The sequence below is a fragment of the Silvanigrella sp. genome (genome assembly GCF_044369315.1).
In the GTDB taxonomy this organism is placed as follows: domain Bacteria; phylum Bdellovibrionota_B; class Oligoflexia; order Silvanigrellales; family Silvanigrellaceae; genus Silvanigrella.
The window spans coordinates 1-2898 of the sequence record NZ_JBIPMD010000328.1; the positions used below are offsets into that span (position 1 = coordinate 1).

Genomic DNA, 2898 nt, shown 5'->3' on the forward strand with positions numbered 1-2898 from the left:
TACAATGGCTATTTTATTTTTGGCAGGAGTTTTTGTTTTTTCCTATTATGAATATTTAGGCAATCCAAATTTTGTAAATCAACTTCACTTAAGTTCTTCCTTAAATATGGAAGGAAAAGAAACACGTTTTGGTATTTTTGCGACTTCACTTTTCACTACAGTAACAACCGATTCTTCCTGTGGCGCTACTTTAGCTGCTCATAGTAGTTTAACCCCTATTGCAGGAATGGTTGCTTTAGTTAACATGCTATTAAATGAAGTTATTTTTGGTGGAGTAGGTTCTGGTTTATATGGAATGTTACTTTTTGTCGTTCTTGCTGTTTTTATTGCTGGTTTAATGGTTGGGAGAACGCCAGAATATTTAGGCAAAAAAATTGAATCCCGTGAAATTAAAATAGCAATGTTTCCTGTAATTGGAATCAGTGTTGCAATATTAGTATGTTTAGCAATAGCTTCCGTTTCAACTATTGCCAAAGCATCAATAGGAAATCCAGGAACACACGGATTTAGTGAAATGCTTTATGCTGTTACTTCTACGGTTCAAAATAATGGAAGTGCATTTGGGTCTTTAAATGCAAATACTCCCTTTTGGAATTATTTAACTTCAATATTAATGATTTTTGGTCGTTATTTAAATTTAATTCCCTTACTCGCCATAGCGGGTTATATGTCAAAAAAGAAATCTCGCCCGATGTCTGAAAATTCATTTCCAATTCATGGTGGTGTGTTTATTATTTTGCTTTTAGGTACCATACTAATTGTCGGTGCTTTAGTTTATTTTCCTGCATTATCCTTGGGTCCTGTTTTAGAACATTTGCAATTATTATCTGGTGTTCTTTCTACTTCAGGAGCTAAATAAAATGACAAAATTAAATTCAAATCTTTTTTCTACTTCCTTGTTGTTACCTGCTATCAAACAATCTTTTGTAAAACTTCACCCAAGAATTCTTTATAAAAATCCTGTTATGTTTGTAGTTGCTATTGGAAGTGTCATAACAACTTTAACTATTTTTTCTGATTTATTTTCTAAAAATTATGAGAATTTAAATTTTACTTTACAAATTTCGATTTGGTTATGGTTTACCGTTTTATTTGCTAATTTTGCGGAAGCATTAGCAGAAGGAAGAGGTAAAGCTCAAGCGGAGAGTTTAAAAAAAACCAGACGTGATACAAAAGCGAGTGTTATCGATCTCAATACAAAAGTCATTCGCACTGTTTCTGCTTCAACTTTAGTGAAGGGTGATCATGTTGTTGTTCAAGTAGGAGAAGTCATTCCATCTGATGGAACTGTAGTAGAAGGGGTGGCGACTGTGGATGAATCCGCAATCACAGGAGAATCAGCTCCGGTGATACGTGAATGTGGAGGTGATCGTTCTGCTGTAACAGGGGGAACTACAGTTTTATCTGATAAAATTATTGTTATGGTCACAGCAGAGCCTGGAAAATCATTTTTAGATAAAATGATTTCTTTGGTCGAAGGTGCGGAAAGAAAAAAAACACCGAATGAAATTGCTCTGCATATTTTATTGTGTGGGCTTACGATTATCTTCTTGTTAGCGGTTGTTACGTTAAAGCCATTTGCCCTTTTTCAAAATGCGACTGTTTCTACTGTTTCTTTAATTGCATTATTAGTTTGCTTAATTCCTACAACAATTGGGGGGTTGTTATCTGCCATTGGTATTGCGGGAATGGATAGAGTTTTGCAAAGAAATGTGATTGCAATGTCAGGAAGGGCTGTAGAAGCAGCCGGTGATGTTGATATTTTATTGTTGGATAAAACGGGGACGATTACGGTTGGGAATCGGATGGCGACCGAATTTTTTCCATGTCCTGCTGTTACGATAGATGAACTTGCAAAAGCATCTCTTGCGGCTTCTTGGTTTGATCAAACCCCAGAAGGTCGTTCTATTATTAAGCTTGCAAACGAATTGCATGCCTATTTTCAATTGCCTGCCAATTCTATTCCTATCCCTTTTACTGCAGAAACAAGAATGAGTGGTGTCGATACCCCTTCCGAATCGTTTCGAAAAGGATCTATGGAATCCATTTCATCTTGGGTCAGTTCTCTCGGATCAAAACTTCCTGAAGAAGTTTTAGCTAATGTAACTAAAATTTCGAAACTAGGTGGCACTCCTCTTGTTGTTGCCAAAGGTTCCAAAGCGCTTGGGGTTATTTATTTAAAAGATGTTGTGAAACCTGGTATCAGTGCACGATTTGAACGAATTCGCGCAATGGGTATTCGAACAATTATGATTACTGGAGATAATAAATTAACAGCAGCAGCGATTGCGTCAGAAGCGGGTGTAGATGATTCTCTTGCAGAAGCAAAACCTGAAGATAAATTAGATTTAATAAAATCCTTTAAAAAAGAAGGATTGATGGTAGCAATGACAGGAGATGGTACAAATGATGCTCCCGCATTGGCTCAAGCCGACGTAGGATTGGCAATGAATACGGGGACTCAAGCTGCTCGAGAAGCAGGTAACATGATCGATCTCGATTCCGATCCAACAAAAGTTATAGAAATAGTTGAAATAGGAAAACAATTATTAATAACACGCGGCGCTTTAACAACTTTTAGCATTGCAAATGATGTTGCTAAATATTTTGCTATCATTCCTTCGCTATTTTTAGCGTCGATCCCAAGTTTAGGTGTTTTTAATATCATGCATCTTGCTAGCCCACAAAGTGCTATTTTATCTGCTGTTATTTTTAATGCGATTATTATTATTATTTTAATTCCTCTAGCTTTAAAAGGAATTAAATATAGACCACGTTCTGCAATGAGTTTGTTACGTTATAATTTGGTTGTATTTGGGCTTGGTGGAGTTATCGTTCCTTTTATTGGTATAAAAATGATCGATTTAATAATAAATGCATTTAATTTAATATAGGAAT

General features: G+C 35.7%; 2 protein-coding genes. Both read left to right on the top strand.

Annotated elements, in window-relative coordinates:
• Positions 1-859: potassium-transporting ATPase subunit KdpA (locus ACIQ56_RS16330; protein ID WP_397602100.1), on the top strand; the 859-nt coding region annotated here is incomplete at its 5' end.
• 1 nt (position 860) lies between these two features.
• The gene (kdpB, locus tag ACIQ56_RS16335; RefSeq protein WP_397602101.1) at positions 861-2894 is read left to right on the top strand and encodes a potassium-transporting ATPase subunit KdpB; all 2034 of its coding nucleotides are present in this window, start codon (positions 861-863) and stop codon (positions 2892-2894) included.
• The last annotated feature ends 4 nt before the right edge of the window (positions 2895-2898 follow it).